This is a genomic window from Enterococcus camelliae, from assembly GCF_042685105.1.
GTDB lineage: Bacteria > Bacillota > Bacilli > Lactobacillales > Enterococcaceae > Enterococcus_G > Enterococcus_G camelliae.
The window spans coordinates 125,873-144,303 of the sequence record NZ_JBHUMO010000056.1; the positions used below are offsets into that span (position 1 = coordinate 125,873).

The window sequence follows — 18,431 nt, forward strand, 5'->3', positions numbered from 1 at the left end:
CGTAACAGCATAGCTAAAAAAGAGGACTGAGTCAGTAGTACATGACTTAGTCCTCTTTTTGAGGGGGGCGAGTGGCTATTACGGGAAAAAAATTAACAATCAGGTAAGATATCACCTGGTATCGCACAGACATACGATCGACCTTTTAAGTTTCTAAGGTGTTCTTCTTTGCCTTTTTGAACACTTTCGGGGGACGTAAAGGCATCAATGGCGGTTAAGGCGATTGCCTTGCCAGCATTTAACAATCCTTTGTGGGCAATTGAAGATTTGCCGTTTGCTACCCATTGCCAACTATGAGGGGCACTCCCCATTGGTTCACAACCAATCCAAACTTGGGCAGTGGGGCAAATCCAGCTGACATCGCCAACATCGGTTGATCCAACACCGATACCTTCAAACGAAAGTGGAAGAATAAATTGACAAATGGGGGAAGCAGCCAATTCTTTAATTTCAGCTGCTGTTTTTTCTGAGTAGACATCCATCAAGTCGTGATAGATTTTTTGTTTCACGGAATCGTCGATTGTTTCATAGTAGGCTTGTTCATAAGCCAATTCTTCTGCAGAGTAATCGAACAAATCAATCAGTGACAAATTTTCATGCATTTGTTTTGTCCAAAATTTACTTGGCATGTATTCGTAACAGGCAGAATCAAGCACCACTTCCATCGTCGTTCCCGTCATCAGTGCAGCGCCTTCCGCAATTTTCGTTACTCGTTCAAAGATTTCTGCCGCTTGTTCCATCTTTGGTGCCCGAACGTAATAAAAAAGTGAAGAGCTTGCTTGCACCACGTTAGGAGAAGTACCACCAACATCCGTAAAAGCGTAATGGATTCGCGCTTCGTCAATAATGTGTTCACGTAAAAACTGGACGCCAATATTCATTAATTCGGCAGCATCAAGGGCACTCCGACCCAAATCAGGAGCACCTGCCGCATGGGAAGAGACCCCTTTAAAATGATAATTCACGTGGTAAACGGCCAAGCTCGAAGCACCCCATGCACCTGTTTGGTCAGAGGGATGCCAACTTAATGCCAAATCCAAATCATCAAATAAGCCAGCTCTGGCGAGGTACGACTTGCCACAACCACCTTCTTCAGCAGGACAGCCAAATAGTTTTATGGTACCAGAAATACCTGTTTCTTTTAAAAATTCTTTGGCTCCCACCGCTCCTGCGACGGCGCCCATCCCCAATAAATTATGGCCACAGCCATGCCCATTTGCACCTTTAATCAGAGGTTCTTGTCGAGGTAGGTCTGCTACCTGACTTAAATTTGAGAGAGCATCGTATTCAGCCAGAACACCAATGACAGGTGATCCGCTTCCGTAGGTGGCTACATAAGCATTCCGCATGCCCCCAATGCCCTTTTCAATCGTAAAATCTTCCTTTTCTAACACTTGATAATGCTGTTGGACCGATTGATCAACCGCAAAGCGCAATTCTGGTGTTTCCCAAATGGCATCTGCCGCCTGAAAAAAGGTATCTTTCTTTTCATTTAATCGTTCAATCACGTTTTCTTTTTTCAAAAAAATCACCTTTATTCTAATTTATTTTTAATTATTTTGTTAGAAATTCTAGCATAATAAAGTTGAAAGTAAACTGAAAACAGAAAGAAATTTTCAATAAACTGTGAAAAAATAATAAAATAAATTATTATATCAAGGCTATCTAATAATAAAAAATGAATAAGGGGTTTTTTCTTAGATAAATAAATAATGAAAATAATATGAGTAAACCACCAAAAAAACATTGCTATTTTCTAATTATATTCTTATAATTTGAATCACGTTAGGTTTTATGACGTGAAAATGGTTAGTTTAAGGAGGATGTCTCATGAGTTTAGCTGAAGATACAGTGGCTTCCCAATTTTTAGAAAAAGCAGTTGCCATTCTTCAAGAGAATAACGAATACACAATTGCGAATCGTCGACACTTACATGCATTTCCCGAGTTATCATTTCAAGAAGAGCAAACTAGGGCGTTTATTCAGGAGAAACTTTTGTCTTACGGGTATACGGATATTCAAACAGAAGTAGGTGGTGGTGGGATTTTGGCCACCTTAGATACTGGCAAGCCAGGACCGACAATCGCTCTTAGGGCAGACTTCGATGCCTTACCTATTCATGAAGAAACAGAGTTGCCATTTAAATCTAAGAATGATGGTGTGATGCATGCATGTGGACATGATGTTCATACGGCAACCCTATTATCTGTTGCGCAAGCTGTCAGTGAACTAGACAGTTATTTAACAGGAAAACTAATTTTTATTTTTCAACATGCAGAGGAATTACCACCAGGAGGGGCCATTGCCATTATGGAATCTGGGGCACTTGATGAGGTAGATGCCATTTTTGGTTTACATATTCAAGGCGGAACTGTCGATGCAGGCAAAGTTTATGTCCATCCAGGGTATATGATGGCTGCTGCAGACTCTTTTGAAATCCAAATACAAGGAAAAGGTGGACATGGATCGGCTCCTAACACCACGGTGGACGCAACAGTCGTAGCGGCTTACCTTATTCAAGAATTGCAGACGATTGTCAGTCGACGGAAAGATCCGATTAAATCAGGCGTTTTATCTGTTACGGCTTTTCATGCAGGAGAAGGTGCCGATAATATCATTGCTGATAAAGCTTTTCTGAAAGGAACTGTTCGGACGTTTGAAAAAGAGGTTCAGGAACAATTTAAGGCAGGAATTGTTGAAATCACCGAACATATCACTGCTGCTCATGGTGCAACAGCAACGGTTTCTTATAAGTGCGGCTATCCGTCTGTTTATAATTATCCCGAGGAAACGAACCTTGTTGAAAAGCTCTTTATTGAACAATTTGGCAAAGAAAATGTTGTGACCATTCAACCAACCATGGGTGGAGAAGATTTTGCTTATTATTTGCAAAAAATACCGGGAACTTTTTTCAATGTACCAGCAGGTATTGCCGAACAAGAAGTAAATTATCCACACCATCACCCCAAATTTACCGCTGATGAAGCGAGTCTGTTGATTGGCGCAAAAGCATTTTTATCTATTATTCAACATTATTTAGTAAAAGAATAATCGCCAGAAAGGATAGGGTAACATATGACGTTAGAAAAGTGGTTATCAGATTTAGAAGCTGGACAGGAAGAAGCCTTAGCAAATCGCCGCTACCTTCATCAACACCCAGAACTGTCTTATAAAGAAGAAAAAACAGCACAGTATATTATTGAACAATTGACTGCATATGGCATTACAGATATCCAACCAAACTTTGGTAATGGTTATGGTATTGTTGCAAAAATTCACGGTGAGCATCCGGGATTGACGATTGCCCTGCGAGCAGACTTTGATGCATTAGCGATTACAGAAGAAACGGATGTGCCGTTTATTTCACAAAACAAAGGCGTGATGCATGCCTGCGGGCACGACGTTCACACAGCGGGCTTACTAAGTGTTGCTAAAGTACTTCAAAAAAATCGTAGCGATCTGCATGGCAATGTCGTGTTAATTCACCAAAATGCAGAAGAAATTCAACCTGGTGGTGCCAAGTTCATGGTTGAAGCGGGTGCCTTAGAAGGTGTCGATTATGTGTTTGGTATTCATGTATCTTCTTTATTACCTAAAGGAATGATTGCCTATTCGGCTCCCTATGGCTCAGCAAATTCAGATACGTTCAAAATTAAGATTCAAGGAAAAGGCGGTCATGCTGCTCATCCAAGTGAAACAGTAGATTCAGTGATTATCGCAAGTCAGATTATCACAAATTTGCAAACGCTAGTTAGTCGCAAAGTCGATCCCATTGAAGCTGGAGTAGTAACATTTGCCAGTGTAAAAGCAGGTGGAGAAGCTTACAATATCATCGCCGACACAGCGGAAATAGTCGGCACAGTGCGAACATTAGATGCCAAAACAAAAGAAGTTTTGAAAAACGGAGTGGTTACTTTACCGAACGTCATTGCAAGCATTCAAGGAGGAACGGCGACGACTTTCTATCGGGATGGTTATCCGGCAATTCAACAATCGGAACCAGAGTTAAAACAAGTTGTCGCGATAGTCAGTGAGTTATTTGGTGAAGAGCAAGTCGTTCAAATTCCCACCGGTATGGGGGGCGAAGATTTTTCCTATTATGTACAAGAAAAACCTGGTTGTTTCTTTTATGTAGGTGGGAACAATCCAGACATTGATGCAGTTTTTCCACACCACCATCCAAAATTCAAATTGGACGAAAGTTGTTTACTTCAATCTGGGCAATCATTTTTGGCCATCGTCGCACACTATTTAACAAACTAACGATGGACAATCCTCAAAAAAGATTGGAGGAAAAAGAATGGGAAAATATATCGTTAAACGAATCTTGATTACTATACCAGTTTTACTATTGGTGACAATCTTTTGTTTCGGGATTGTTAATTTAGCGCCAGGGGATCCGACCGATTTGTATATTTCTGAAAATGCAACGGCGCAACAAAAGGAACAAATGAGAGAAAATTTAGGTTTGAATCAACCATTACCTGTGCAATATGTCAAATGGCTAGGAAATTTATTACAAGGAAATCTCGGTATTTCATTTTCTTCGCGGGTAGCCGTAACAGAAGTTTTACCAAGTAAGATTCAGGCGACGCTGACGCTGATGCTGGCCACTTTAATAGTGTCTTACCTCTTGGCTATTCCTTTGGGGATTCTCTGTGCCAAAAAGCAAGGTGGCTGGCTGGATACATTAATTACCAGTTTTTCTTTTTTAGGTGTTTCCATTCCAAATTTCTTCTTTGGTCTAGGATTAATTTTTGTATTTGCTTTGCAACTTAAATGGTTACCAACGGGTGGGATGACTACCTTGGGGCAAGAAAGCAATACGCTCGATAGTTTGAAGCACTTGATTATGCCAACAATAGTGTTATCAGCGTTTTATTGTTCGAATATGATTCGATATGTACGAGCAAATATGATTGAAATCTTCTCAGAGAATTATATGCGAACAGCGAAAGCCAAAGGGTTAAATCAACACTTAACATTATGGCGACATGGAGTGAAAAATTCGTTGGTTTCAATTATTACCGTTGCGAGTTCTGACATACCTAAAATGCTCGGTGGGGCAGTTGTAACGGAACAAATTTTTCAGTGGCCGGGCATTGGTCAATTAATGATTTCATCTATTAATTCACGTGATTATCCAGTCTTAATGGCAATTAATTTAGTTGCGGCGCTAGGAGTCATGCTTTGTAATTTGTTGGCAGACATTCTCTATGCGGTCGTTGATCCTAGAATTCGGTACTAAAGGAGGTGTGCGAATGGAAATGACCAATATGTTCAAAACTGTTTCAAGAAAGAAACTTGAAGAATTGGAACATCTGAGCCAATTGCAAGGAACAGCTCAGAATGAAGATGGCTATCTAAAGACGTTGGTCAAACGGTTTTTCAGAGATAAGTTGGCTGTGGCTAGTTTGATTTTATTTATTCTTTTTATCGTGATTGCCGTGTTTGCTTCGGCGATTTCTCCCTATGATCCAACCAAAACAGTCGGCTATTTTGAAGCAGCACCTTCCGCCAAAAATCTGCTAGGTACAGATGAAGTAGGGCGTGATGTACTGAGTCGCTTGATTTATGGGACCCGCGTTTCATTGATTGTTGGTGTCCTTTCTGTGATTATTTATGCCGTTATCGGTACCACTTTAGGCTTATTGAGTGGGTTTTTAGGTGGTATTTGGGATACAACCATCATGAGAATTACGGAAGTTTTCATGTCGTTTCCTTATTTCATGGTGATTTTGGTTATTGTCAGTTTGATTGGCCCAAGTATTTGGACCGTCACGTTTGTAATTGGGTTACTGGGATGGCCGATGATTTGTCGCTTAGTTCGTGGTGAAGTGATGAAATTAAAAAATGCGGACTACGTACAAGCAGCGATTGCTTCTGGTTACACCACGTTCCAGATTATGTTTAAACATATTTTTCCCAATATTCTGACATTAATTTTAGTCAATATGACGTTTGGGGTTGCGACATCGATTATTACCGAAGCCTCGTTAAGCTTTCTAGGTGTAGGTGTGCAACCACCGACTTCTAGTTGGGGAAATATGATGTCCAACGCACAGTCATTAAATGTGCTGCAAAATCAGTATTGGCGTTGGTTACCAGCAGGAATTATGGTGTTATTAACGGTATTGTCAATCAATTTTATCGGTGATGGACTGAGAAAAGCGATTGAGGGAGATATGAAATAGAAAAGAAAAGAGGGATTGACATGACAATCAAAACGAAAAAGAAAGCCATTTGGATGGGAATCATTACCTTGTTAAGTGTTACATTGTTAGCTGCCTGTGGGGGATCCAGTGATAGCTCAAGTGGATCAAGCACTGAGTCAAGTTCGGCCACCAAAAAAGATACTCTATACATTGGATTAACTAATGCACCCAGTGGTTTCAACCCAGCTAATTCGACAGATACGGCTGGTCAATGGATTTTGCGGATGTTGTACCCAACACTATTGGATCAACCAGAGTCTTTAACCTTTAAAGGGAATTTGGCTGATTCATTTGAAACAACGGACAACCAAACTTTTACAATCAAGCTTCGCAGTGGTGCGAAATGGTCAGATGATAAACCAATTACTGCGGAAGATGTCGCATATTCGTTGAATTTGATTGCCAATCCAGATGTTGAAACCTCTTTTGGGGTGAATATTTCTAGTCTGAAGGGGGTCAAAGATACTGGGAAATTGGATGATGGCACCACAGAAATCAGTGGGGTTAAAGTTGTGGATGATAGCACTTTAACCTTAACCACTAAAACACCCGTGGATCCTAATTATTTGAAGGAAATGATTGGATTTAATATCTACATTGTACCAAAACACATCGTAGAAAAAGAAGATTTAAAAAATCTATCTAGTTCAACTTTTGCTACGGCCCCAACGGTATCAGGAAGTCTTTACAAATTTGTGAAGTACGAAAAGGATTCGTATGTTCAGTTAGAAGCCAATCCTTCTTACTATAAAGGAGAAGCAAAACTGAAGAATGTTTACTTGAAAATCGTGAACGGGACAAGTTTAGTAACTGAATTAGAATCTGGTGGCGTAGACATGGCTGCTGGTGGCGGAATTGGGGTTATTCCGGTTTCGGATATTGATACCTTGAAGAAAAATAGCAACTTGACGTTTAAGAGCTATCCTGGATTTGCGACTCAATTTATGTTCATTAATAACGATGACTTTGATGCCAAAGTTCGGTTAGCGATGACGTATGCGATTGACCGTGAAGCGATAGTGAAACAATTGTTCCGTGGCAACGCGGAAGTTCTACCAACTTCGTATACCTCTGCAAGCAAGTACTATGACAAAGATTTGAAGGCTATACCACATGATGTAGCGAAAGCTAAAGCATTAATCAAAGAATCTGGCTTTGATACAAGCAAAGAAATTGAGTTGACGGTGCCAACTGGAAACAAAGCACGGGAACAATCAGCCAACTTGATTCAACAAAATCTAGAAGAAGCTGGTTTCAAAGTGAAACAAGTAAGTTTTGATTTTGTTACAGCCTTGGCTAATGTCCGAACAGGGAAATACCAACTAGGATTAATCGGTATTCCGTTGACTTCTGATCCAGACCAAACCTATCTTTGGTCAAAATCTGGAACAACTAATTTAAGCCGTGTGAACGATCCAAAACTGGAAGAATTGATTGCTCAAGGAAAAGCTTCGACAAATATGGATGACCGGAAAAAAATCTATGATGAAATTCAAGCGTACTGGCAAGAACAAGCCTACGCAGTTGGTCTTTACGCCGATTACCAATACAAAGTACAAAGTAAAAACCTTGATGGCGGGATCAAAGAATTTTGGGTAGGTAGCTTATACGATATGCAAGATTGGACCAAAAAATAATTAGAGAAGTGAAATAGTTCGTAAGAATGGGACCTGTTCGATTGAATGCGTGTCCCATTCTTCTTAAAAAGGATGCAACGAAAGAGAGGTTGATGTGCATGGAAAACCAGAAAAAAATACTTTCAGTCGAAGAGTTATCCGTATCGTTTCAGACTTCTGAAGGTGTCATCCATGCGGTTCGTGGGGTGACTTTTGACTTATATGAAGGAGAAACCTTAGCGCTAGTTGGAGAATCTGGATCTGGAAAAAGTGTATCAACCAAAGCGATTACACAGATTTTACCGCAACGGCATACAACAATCAAAAGTAACGGTATTCTATTTGAAGGAGAGAATTTATTAGATCAGAAAGAAAGCCGAATGAACCAAATTCGAGGCAAAGAAATTGCGATGATTTTTCAAGATCCTATGACCTCGCTGAACCCGGTGCTAACAGTTGGCTTACAAATTATGGAGCCATTGATTGTGCATCAAAATTATAAGAAAAAAGAAGCCAAAGAAAAAGCCATTGAATTAATGGAACGCGTGGGGATTGTGAAAGCCAAAGAACGGTTTAAACAATACCCCCATCAGTTTTCCGGTGGTATGCGTCAGCGGGTTATGATTGCCATGGCATTGGCGTGTCATCCGAAAATTATGATTGCAGATGAGCCAACTACTGCCTTGGATGTAACGATTCAAGCACAAATTATTGAGTTGTTAAAAGAATTAAAAACGGAATTTCAAATGTCTACCATCTTCATTACGCATGATTTAGGCGTGGTTGCCAATATCGCCGATCGTGTAGCTGTGATGTATGCAGGTAAAATCGTTGAAATTGGTACAGCAAATGAAATTTTTTATAATCCCAAACACCCGTACACTTGGGGGCTGCTAGCATCAATGCCGGATATGGAAACGGATGACCATGATTTGTATACCATCCCAGGTTCTCCTCCTAACCTACTGCATGTGCCAAAAGGAGACCCATTTGCTTCACGGAATGAATTTGCTATGGAGATTGACTTAGTAGAAGAACCCCCGATGTTTCGGATTTCCGATACGCATTTTGCCAGTACCTGGTTATTGGATGACCGTGCACCAAAGATTGAACCACCGCAAGAAATTGTGGAACGACAAAAATTATTTGCCCAACTTCAAGGAAACGAGGTCGTTCTATGAACAAAAATCCGATTATTCAAATCAAAGGAGTTAAGAAAGTTTACAACCAAGGAAAAGCAAATGAAGTTCGCGCAGTTGACGATATTACTTTCGATATTTATGAAGGAGAAACATTTGGCTTAGTAGGAGAATCTGGAAGTGGAAAATCAACCACTGGAAAGTTATTGATGAAACTAGAAGAGATAACGGATGGTCAAATTATTTTTTTAGGAGATAACATTCAAAATAAGAAAAATCGCAAAGATTTGTTGGCATTTCGAAAGAATATCCAAATGATTTTTCAAGATCCTTATGCTTCGCTGAATCCTCGACTAACAGTAAAAGAAATTATTGGTGGACCACTTGAAGTTCACCAGTTAGTTAAAAATAAAAAAGAGCGCGATGATAGAGTATATGAATTGTTAGATTTAGTAGGTTTGAATCGGAGTTTTGCCAATCGTTATCCTCGTGAATTTTCAGGAGGACAGTGTCAAAGGATTGGGATTGCTCGAGCTATTGCGCTTGAACCAAAGTGTATCATTGCGGACGAAGCCATCTCAGCTTTGGATGTGTCGATTCAAGCCCAAATTGTGAATTTGTTGCGGAGTTTGAAGAAAAAAGAAAACCTAACGTATTTGTTTATTGCCCACGATTTGTCTATGGTGAAATACATCAGCGATCGAATTGGTGTTATGAATCGAGGAAAACTGTTGGAATTGGCTACAGCCGATGATATTTATCACTATCCTTTGCACCAGTATACAGAATCATTACTTTCAGCTATTCCTGAGCCAGATCCCATTTCAGAAAAGACTAGGACAAGAATTGGGTACGATGAAACCAAGATTACGTATGACGAAAATGATCCTGCGGTTGGATTGTATGAAATCGTTCCCGGTCATTTCGTTTACTGCCACCAGCAAGAAATTGCAATGTATCAAGAGAAACATGAAACATTGAAGGCCAAACAAGAAACGGCGGTCTTTTCGTAGTGAGTGGAGAGAAGGAGTGATTGAATGGTAGTGTTTGCGAGCTTAGCGTTAGTACTTTTGGGAGCCATTTTAGGTGAAATGGCCTTTGTATCGGATAAAAATAAGACGAGCACCCTGTTTCAAAAATTAGTCGTTTTGACTTGTGCAGCAATTGCCTACAGTTTCGTAGGTTTTGGACTTTCTCAAGGAAATCTCGTGCAAGGATGGTCCCAAATGTTTTCTAGTAGTGGAACAATTTCTGGTAACCTCATTCAAGGTTTGGTAATCAGTATCGTTATTGGTGTTTTCGCAACCAATGCATTGGCAGAACGATCTCAAACGCTTGTTTACGGTGGATTAGCAGTAGCGATTGGCTTGGTGATTGAACCATTAGTACAACTATTTCTTCAATCAGATGGCTTTTTTGCTAAAATGGGCTTTTTAGACAATCAAACGATTAGTATTCAACTGGCTATTGCAGTCATTGCTTTCGTATCTTCTAAACAAATTGGTGCTCGTTTAGGAAAATACCAAAACAATAAAGTAAATGCTTTGCCAAGTGCAAATTTGTACTTGGTTGGCTTTTCGGTATTACTATCTTGGATTGGTTGGCCGTTGTTTATTCAAACCATCCTTGTACAACAAGCAACGACAGCCCTACATGCCAAATTCTTTTTTGTTATTTTATTGATTCCGGCAATCAATTTTGTGGTGGCAATGATCATTTCAAAACTGTATTATCACTATATTGATGTAGTGTTGGTCATCCATGCAACCACACTTGGGGTGTTATCAAGTGCTAGTTTAAGTACACAAACAAATGTCCTGGTACTAATTCTAGCCAATATTCTAAGTGTACCTTTGTTGTTTTGGTTGATTGAATGGCTAGATAAGAAAGCCAAAATTGATGACCCAAGTAGTGTTATCGCTCTTTTTGGTTTGAGCAGCCTTCAAGTACTTATTTTGAAAATGTTGTTTTCAAATGCTACGGCTACTTTAGGAAGCAATAGGCTTCAATGGTTTCTTGGTAGTGTTATCGGCTATCTTTTATTAGCACTTGGCATTAGTGTAATTGCCTATGTCACATTAAAAATCATCAGTTACACCACCCATGGAATTCGTTTGTCTGTCATGGAAGAAACCGTGGGAAAAGATAGCAGCATTTTTCATTTACCGGCCAATTTTCAAGGATTACCGGCCGTCAATTATGGAAAAGTGCCAGTCATGGAGCAAGTGGATGCTGACCAATTGACACCGCCTGTTGAATCAGATGGAAACCCATCACAGAGCAATCAGGGGGCACAGGTGGAGGCGTCTGGTGTAATTCGTAAGTTTGAAATTTTAACCAATCCCAATCGGTTTGATCGATTGGTAGAGGAGCTGAATGCCATTGGCGTGGCGGGGATGAACGTGTCAAACGTGACGGGTTTTGGTATTCAAAAAGGTCATTCTAGTTACTATCGTGGACTAGAAGTAGACACCAACTTCTTACCTAAAATTAAGTTGGAAGTGGTGGTCAACACCATTTCAACTACGGAGATGCTTCAGGCAATTCAACGCGCACTTTATACAGGACATGTGGGAGATGGCAAAGTGTTTATTTCGACCATCAATCATGTTGTGCGCGTCAGCACGGGTGAACAAGATTCACAGGCTTTGGAATATGAGTAAATGAATGAAGCAAGCCAAAAACTTCCGAATTTTTCGGGAGTTTTTCGCAAGTTCATCTTAAAAAAGGAGAAGTGAAAACGTATGAAAAAAACCGTTTATCGTCATGCACAAGTGTTTACCGCACAGACAGATACCTTCGAGTCCCTTGATTTGCTGGTCAATGAAGAGACCGGCACGTTTGAAAAAATTGCTGCGGATATTCCAATCAATCAAGACGTGGAAGTGGTTGATTTAAGTGGAAAATTTGTTATTCCAGGGATGATTAATGCCCATACACACATTATTTTGGATCCTCTGTTCAAAATTGGTGGCTTGTCCTCTGTCAACGGCAATCAATCGGAACCAGTCGTTGATACATTGATCGCCCTGGATAATCTTACCAAATTGTTGAAAAGCGGGATTACGTATATTCGGGATGTTGGCTCCACGTTCGAAATTGATTTAAAACTTGGCAAGCTCGAGCGGGAAGGCAAAATTGTTACGCCTGGCATTATTGGTTCTGGCTCGGCTTTAATGATGACTGGGGGGCATGGGGCAGAATTAGGCCGAGAAGTCGATGGTCCAGCTGAAACCCGCAAAGCAGCGCGAGATCTATTGAAAAAAGGAGCACGTAACATCAAGCTGATGGCGACAGGTGGGGTGAGTATTGATGGTGAGCAACCAACCGATGTCCAATTAAGTGTGGCAGAAATGCAAGCTGCTGTTACTGAAGCGCATCACAAAGGGCGTACGGCTTGTGCTCATGCTCAAGGAACACAAGGCATCAAAAATGCGATTCTGGCTGGTGTGGATTCGGTGGAGCATGCCATATATTTGGATGAGGAAGCAATTGAAATGTTTTTGAGCAATGGCACGTACATTGTCCCTACATTGGCTGCACCATGGGCAATCAATCAGCATATAGACCTTTTACCTGAATTCATGGTCCAAAAATCGTTAGCCGTTCAAGATGCACATATGAAAAGCATCGGCTTGGCAGCGAAAGCTGGGGTGAAAATTGCGATGGGAACAGATGCCGGAACGCCTTTCAATGACTTTGAAGGAATGAATGCGTTGGAACTTCAATTAATGGTGGAAGCAGGTCTAACCCCTCTTCAAGCTTTGCAAGCCATAACAATCAATGCGGCCGAGTTATTAAAGATTAGCGACCATGCCGGGACGATCGCAACAGGCAAGCTAGCTGACTTCGTGGTATTGACAAAAAATCCGTTGGAAGACATACATGTGATTGCTGAGCCAAAAGTTGTTTACAAAAAAGGAAAAAAAATTGACTAAATAAAAAAGCAAGCATTAATTAACTAAAAAATTTTTCCAGCAGGTCTATGAGGCCTGCTTTTTGTTTATCCAGCATGAGCAAATCGCTGGTCTGATAAACAGAAATTACATAGCAAATTGTGGTCGATAGGTTTGGTGTTGAGAAGGAAAGCCAAGCAGAGGAAAGAACCGCAGTCACTGCCTTATAAATAAGTTTACGAAACATTTCGAACATTTTACAAAAAACCTTTACATTTAGTAAGACCTTTCATATAATTTTACTAATCAATTGAGAATGATTTTCAGTTGAGAAAGGAGAATCTATGGATACTGTCTATGATGTCTTAATTATCGGGGGAGGCCCCGCTGGATTATATGCAAGCTTTTATGCTGGGTTACGGGATATGTCGGTTGCTCTTTTTGAAGCTCAAAGCGAACTGGGTGGCAAGTTGAATTTCTATCCAGAGAAGATGGTCTGGGACGTGGGCGCATTGCCTCCGACGAAAGGCTACAAAGTTAAGGAATATTTGCAAAAACAGGCAACTCTTTTTGAACCAGCAATTTATACAAATACCACAATCAAAGAATGGCAAAAAGAAGACAATCGTTTCGTTTTGACTGATCAAAATGGTTGCTTGTATTATGGGAAAACGGTATTGGTTGCCATCGGAGGCGGCGTTATTTCGCCTCAAAAATTAACCTGTCCTATCGCTGACGGATTGGCAGCCGCAATCCATTATGAATTTCCCAATCAACAGGCTATTGACGGCAAAACATTGGTCATCTCAGGTGGTGGGGATGCCGCTGTTGATTACGCGATTGAAGCCCAGTCGTATGGGGCCAAAGTGACTCTTTGTTATCGTGGGGAAACATTGAAAGCCCATGAAGCCCAAGTCAAAAAATTACGAGAGCTTGACATTGAAGTATTGACGAATCAGACGATTTTATCAGTGGCTGCTGGTGATGGCTCATCGACGATGGCGTTGCAACTGCAAGCCAATGAGGCAAAAACAGCTGTCACAGTACCGTGTGATCATTTGCTCATCCAGCATGGGTACGATCGAGATACGTCCTTACTAGATCAAGAAGTGATTGCGTTGGCACGCCACAGTGAGTTTTACTTGCACTGTGCTTCACCAACCAAAACAAGTGCAGCAGGGATGTTTGCAGCAGGAGACATCCATTATTTTGACGGCAAGGTGAACTTGTTGGTTGGTGCCTTTCAAGATGCTACCTTAGCTGTAAATCAAATAAAACAATTTATTGATCCTCAGAGTGTTGCTTATGGAATGGTATCGTCTCATAATGAAAAATTTCATGAGAAAAATCAAGCGTTGATGGCGCATGATCAGGAAAAGAGTGAGTGAGAGTTTGGGAGTGAAAAACATGACCGTCCAGTGGAGCAAACGTAGTCGGCAATCGATTGTCATTTTTGCTAGTTTGATTTTGGTGATTGCTATTCTTTTATCAGCGGGGGTGGCTTTGGCAAGTGGCCAGGCCGAAATCCATTTGTCAGAGGTGTACCGGATTCTTTTGTATAAAGTGAGTCGCGGAACAATCGGAAATCTGGAGGGAATCACCCAAGCCAATGCCAATATTGTTTGGTTTGTTCGGACACCTCGCATTTTATTATCGATTTTTGTCGGGATGGGATTAGCAGTCAGTGGGGCTGTTATGCAAGCTGTCGTTCAAAACCCTTTGGCAGATCCCTATATTTTGGGGATTTCATCTGGGTCTTCTTTAGGCGCAACCTTTGCTATTTTGGTAGGATTTGGTGGTTCTTCCTTCTTCTTTCAATTTGGTTTAGCTTTGGGGGCTTTTGTCGGTGCCGTTGTTGCGACTTTTTTGGTTCTTTTGCTTTCCAGTATTGGTGGCCGGATGACTTCAACAAAACTGGTTCTTTCAGGAACAATTATTAGCTCTTTGTGTGGCTCACTCGCCAATCTAATCGTTTATCTGGCAAACAATGCAGAAGGAATGAAAACCGTCACGTTTTGGTCGATGGGGAGTCTGGCTTCGGCCAATTGGACTAAGTTACCCTTGGTGATGACGTTGGTCATAGGCTTAACGCTTTTTTTCTTATTGCAATACCGCGTGTTGAACACCATGTTACTGGGCGATGAAGTGGCGGTTACATTAGGCATCAAATTGGCTCTTTATCGACGAGTCTATATGATTTTATCGGCTTTATTGACGAGTATCATTGTTGCCAACTCTGGCATGATTGGCTTTGTGGGGCTAATCATTCCCCATATTGTTCGGGGGTTGACGGGCTCAGATCATCGTGCGTTGATGCTGTTGACCGCATTATCGGGTGGCCTTTTTCTGATTTGGGCAGATATTATTGCTCGGTCTATCTTAAAAGGGGTGGAGTTGCCAATTGGCATTATTACGGCCATCATTGGTGCGCCCATTTTTATTTATATTATTGTAAAACGTCAATACAACTTTGGAGGATAGCGTATGAAGTTAACAGTCGAGCAAGTGTCGTATCAGATTAACCAAAAAAGCATCCTACAAGACATTTCTTTAAAAACAATGACTGGAAAATTTGTGGGACTGATTGGATCAAATGGTAGCGGAAAATCAACGCTCTTAAAAACCATCTATAAAACACTCAAACCTGACAGTGGACAGATTTATTTAGATGACATAAATATTCTGCACAGTTCGGAAAAAAAAGTTGCCCAACAAATGAGCGTAGTCAGTCAGTTTAATGAGTTGAGTTTTGATTTAACCGTGGAACAGATGGTTTTATTGGGGCGAACACCTCATAAGGCCATGTTAGAAAAAGAAAATCAACAAGACTTTACCCTTGTAGACAACGCATTACAGCAAACAGGATTAGCCGACTATCGCCAAAGAAGCTTTTTGTCATTATCCGGTGGTGAAAAACAGCGAGTTGTTCTGGCACGTGCCATCGCCCAAGACCCCCAATTTATGATTTTAGATGAGCCAACCAATCATTTGGATATTCGGTATCAGTTAGAAATTTTAGAAATTGTCAAAAGCTTAGGTATTGGTGTCTTGGCAGCCCTACACAATTTGGAAGATGCCGCAAGATATTGTGATTACCTGTATGTGTTAAAAAACGGGCAAGTGGTTGCCCAAGGGATTCCCGAAAAAGTCCTAACAGAGACGTTGATCGAATCTGTGTATGGCATTCAATGCAAGGTGTATCGGAATCCCGTTACCAATGGCTTAGGTTTTTATTATTATTTTAAAGAAGAGGAGCAAGAGCATGAAAAAAAGATGGGCTGAATTCGTAGGTATTGGGGTATTGGCAGTTGCGTTGGGGGCTTGTAGTCAATCAACCAAAGAAACAACTACGCAAAGTTCAAAAGGCAGTGCATACCCGATAACCATTGAAAATTATAGCAAAGCTGAAGGGGGAACCAAGTGGACGAAGAAAGAGGAAACATTCACGAAAGCTCCAAGCAAAGTGATGGCCAATACTCGTCCAGCAGCAGAGCTATTGCTTCATTTAGGGCTAAAAGATCGGATTGCCGGTGTAGGAGCAACCTTTGGAGAGGGCGATCCGGAAGTCGCAGCTCAATTTAAAGAATTAAAAGATTTGGGGAATAGTTACATTAGTAAAGAAACAGCCCTTAGTGTTGATCCCGATATGATGTACGGACGGGGTGGCTTATTTGATAACCAAGATTGGGGGATTGGGACAGTTGATTCCATCAATGAAATGGGTATCCCAACCTACGTATTGGAATCTTCTGTGACGGGTGCGACGTTTGATTCTGTGTATAAAGACATTGATCATTTAGGAGAAATTTTCCAAGTCCAGTCAGCTGCCAAGAAATTTGCGAAACAAATCAAAAATCGGGAAGCCAACTTAAAAGAAGCAGTAGCGGACAACAAAAAGCAAACTTTCGCCTATCTCCATATGACTGATCCAAGTCAAGTCGTTGTTTATGCTGCTCACGATGAATCGTTCTTTAATGATATGTTCAACATGATTAAATTGGACAATGTCTTCAAGGACCAAACGGGCGATGTTAGCGAAGAGACTCTGATTGAAACGGACCCAGATGTTCTAATCGTAGGGGACTGGTCAACCATTGAAGGAAGCACAACAGGGACACAGGTGATTGAAGGCTTATACAAAAATGCCAAACTCTCAAGCATGAAAGCAATTAAAAACAAGCAAGTCTATGCCGTAGACTACAATTATTTATTTGGTTACGGCTACCAATCGTTGACGGGCTTGGAAAGTCTAGTAAAAGAAATGAAGGCTAATCAATAAAAGCAACATCCAAAATGACCAAAGAGGCAAAGAAGCGACTTTTTGCCTCTTTGATTTTTTGCGAACCCCAAAAAAGGAACGGAGCGTCTTGTCTTTTAATCTACGATGAGGAATAATGGAACTACTAAGTGAGAGAGTGGTGGAACAATGCGCTATGTACGTGGTTTTCAATTTCCAAGCGAACAAAAATATGGTCGAACCATCTACCCTTATAATAGTTTGAACAACAAAGCAGGAGAGACCCTTGTTTTTGACAGCATTACCATGATTTATGGTGAGAATGGTTCAGGAAAATCGACTTTTTTAAATTGCCTAGCTAATCTTCTTGCTATCCCTGGAACAGAAATGGTCCGTTCGAGTGGGCACAAAGACTACTTTGCTGACTATTTAGCTCAGTGTCATCTTTTGATGGACGAAACAGATGAGGGGCACCCACGAGTATTGCCCGAGAATGGCCGTTACTTAAAAAGTGAAGATATTTTGTACGAGGTTAAAAAAGTGCAACAAGAAGCTATTTTACAAGAAGGTTACTTGTATACTCGCCGTAAATTGGGGATGACGAAAGAACAAGCTGCGCGGCACAAAGATTCATATGAGATGAAAAAACAAATGGCACGCCAATTGTTTGCACAAGAAAAGTATTCGAATGGCGAGACGGCTTTGCAAGTCTTTCAAGATTATTTGCAACCAGATGGCATTTATTTATTAGATGAACCGGAAGTGTCATTAAGTCCAGAAAAGCAATTGCTATTGGCCAAACAAATCAATGAACTGGCCCGTTTTTTTGCTGTTCAATTTGTGATAGTTACTCATTCACCCTTATTATAGAATTTGCGAGCGAGAAAATCCACTATTTTAATGGTGGGATAATAGCTCGTAGATATACTGTAAGAATGTAGGGAAACTTGCATTTAGAGACAATAGAAAAACTCGTATTGTCCAATGAAGAAACTGAATTGCTGGGAACTCGTAAAGCTAACGAAACGACAACGTAGGGATAGATGAAACCCAAGCGTGAACGTGGTGAAAACAGAAAAAATTCGTTAGATGGCATAAGGTTAAATCCTAAGTGTTCACGTAATCGAAAATCAGCAGCCAAGCTCCGAATAGGAGAAGGTTCAACGACTATTCCTCTTGAGGGAAGTACATACAAGCGTGTGGAAGTGGTTTCGCCGTACTGGGTAATGCCAACGGATAAGATATAGTCTGTGCTTGCATGAAAGTGCAAGAAGTTCATCAGAGAACTGCATAAGAACTAGCGAGCTTATGTGAACAAACTCTTCACG

Annotated in this window: 15 protein-coding genes; 14 read left to right on the top strand and 1 reads right to left on the bottom strand. The window is 40.8% G+C overall.

Annotation, left to right across the window (positions count from 1 at the left end; translation table 11 throughout):
- Positions 1-92: 92 nt before the first annotated feature.
- A complete protein-coding gene (locus tag ACFSR0_RS09615; RefSeq protein WP_449260602.1) occupies positions 93-1,532 on the bottom strand; it encodes an amidohydrolase in 1,440 nt (479 codons plus the stop codon).
- A 298-nt stretch (positions 1,533-1,830) separates the two neighbouring features.
- Here ACFSR0_RS09615 and ACFSR0_RS09620 point away from each other — a divergent pair, with 298 nt between their 5' ends.
- From ACFSR0_RS09620 to ACFSR0_RS09685, 14 genes are all read left to right on the top strand, one after another.
- Positions 1,831-3,051 (top strand): M20 metallopeptidase family protein, encoded by a 1,221-nt coding sequence (locus tag ACFSR0_RS09620; RefSeq protein WP_379982256.1) that lies wholly within the window; start codon positions 1,831-1,833, stop codon positions 3,049-3,051.
- Positions 3,052-3,075: 24 nt separating this feature from the next.
- Positions 3,076-4,263, top strand: a complete 1,188-nt coding sequence (locus ACFSR0_RS09625) for an amidohydrolase (RefSeq protein ID WP_379982258.1) — start codon at positions 3,076-3,078, stop codon at positions 4,261-4,263.
- Between the two features lie 37 nt (positions 4,264-4,300).
- Positions 4,301-5,248 (top strand): ABC transporter permease, encoded by a 948-nt coding sequence (locus ACFSR0_RS09630; RefSeq protein WP_288745418.1) that lies wholly within the window; start codon positions 4,301-4,303, stop codon positions 5,246-5,248.
- Positions 5,249-5,261: 13 nt separating this feature from the next.
- Positions 5,262-6,194: an ABC transporter permease gene (locus ACFSR0_RS09635; protein WP_040366082.1), complete on the top strand. Its 933-nt coding sequence runs from the start codon at positions 5,262-5,264 to the stop codon at positions 6,192-6,194.
- Positions 6,195-6,214: 20 nt separating this feature from the next.
- Positions 6,215-7,852 carry an ABC transporter substrate-binding protein gene (locus ACFSR0_RS09640; RefSeq protein WP_379982261.1) on the top strand — a complete coding sequence of 546 codons (1,638 nt, stop codon included), beginning with the start codon at positions 6,215-6,217 and terminating at the stop codon, positions 7,850-7,852.
- A 98-nt stretch (positions 7,853-7,950) separates the two neighbouring features.
- Positions 7,951-9,012: an ABC transporter ATP-binding protein gene (locus tag ACFSR0_RS09645; RefSeq protein WP_040366080.1), complete on the top strand. Its 1,062-nt coding sequence runs from the start codon at positions 7,951-7,953 to the stop codon at positions 9,010-9,012.
- Entirely contained in the window at positions 9,009-9,983 is a 975-nt protein-coding gene (locus ACFSR0_RS09650) for an ABC transporter ATP-binding protein (RefSeq protein WP_379982263.1), read from the top strand. Before ACFSR0_RS09645 ends, ACFSR0_RS09650 begins: the two co-directional genes overlap by 4 nt.
- A 24-nt stretch (positions 9,984-10,007) precedes the next feature.
- Positions 10,008-11,633, top strand: coding sequence for a P-II family nitrogen regulator (locus ACFSR0_RS09655; RefSeq protein ID WP_379982265.1), 1,626 nt, complete (start codon positions 10,008-10,010; stop codon positions 11,631-11,633).
- Between the two features lie 81 nt (positions 11,634-11,714).
- Positions 11,715-12,908: a metal-dependent hydrolase family protein gene (locus ACFSR0_RS09660; RefSeq protein WP_379982267.1), complete on the top strand. Its 1,194-nt coding sequence runs from the start codon at positions 11,715-11,717 to the stop codon at positions 12,906-12,908.
- A 302-nt stretch (positions 12,909-13,210) separates the two neighbouring features.
- Entirely contained in the window at positions 13,211-14,254 is a 1,044-nt protein-coding gene (locus ACFSR0_RS09665) for an NAD(P)/FAD-dependent oxidoreductase (protein WP_379982269.1), read from the top strand.
- Positions 14,255-14,273: 19 nt separating this feature from the next.
- Complete coding sequence (locus ACFSR0_RS09670; RefSeq protein WP_379982271.1) at positions 14,274-15,347, top strand: FecCD family ABC transporter permease; 1,074 nt, start codon at positions 14,274-14,276, stop codon at positions 15,345-15,347.
- A 3-nt stretch (positions 15,348-15,350) separates the two neighbouring features.
- Positions 15,351-16,148: an ABC transporter ATP-binding protein gene (locus ACFSR0_RS09675; protein ID WP_379982273.1), complete on the top strand. Its 798-nt coding sequence runs from the start codon at positions 15,351-15,353 to the stop codon at positions 16,146-16,148.
- Complete coding sequence (locus ACFSR0_RS09680) at positions 16,129-17,145, top strand: ABC transporter substrate-binding protein (RefSeq protein ID WP_379982275.1); 1,017 nt, start codon at positions 16,129-16,131, stop codon at positions 17,143-17,145. The genes ACFSR0_RS09675 and ACFSR0_RS09680 overlap by 20 nt, the downstream gene beginning before the upstream one ends.
- Positions 17,146-17,292: 147 nt before the next feature.
- Positions 17,293-17,973 carry an AAA family ATPase gene (locus ACFSR0_RS09685; RefSeq protein ID WP_379982277.1) on the top strand — a complete coding sequence of 227 codons (681 nt, stop codon included), beginning with the start codon at positions 17,293-17,295 and terminating at the stop codon, positions 17,971-17,973.
- Positions 17,974-18,431: the final 458 nt, after the last annotated feature.